The 256-nt window shown below is 50.0% G+C and carries 1 protein-coding gene; it reads left to right on the top strand.

The annotated features are described in order from the left end of the window. Positions 1 to 256 (top strand): transposase (locus tag ACO0LL_RS30415; protein WP_422954550.1); only part of this gene is annotated, 256 nt, incomplete at both ends.

Raw genomic sequence — 256 nt, 5'->3', positions numbered from 1 at the left:
CCAAGAACAAAGAAGGCAAACGTGATCCGGAAATGCGCCAGACCAAAAAAGGCAATCAATGGTATTTCGGGATGAAGGGACACATAGGCGTTGATAGCAAGACCAAATTGATTCATGCCGTTGTCGCAACCGGAGCCAATGTCCACGACAGCCAGGTATTGCCAAAATTACTGCACGGGCACGAGACACGTTACTGGGGTGATTCTGCCTACACGGGCCAAAAGCAGATTGCACGCAGCAAAGCACCAGGGATAAA

Origin of the sequence: Undibacterium sp. TC4M20W, from assembly GCF_049340245.1 — a bacterium.
Classification (GTDB): domain Bacteria; phylum Pseudomonadota; class Gammaproteobacteria; order Burkholderiales; family Burkholderiaceae_D; genus Undibacterium.
Note: the sequence above shows the minus strand (reverse complement) of the source record. Positions and strands in the feature narration are given on the sequence as shown.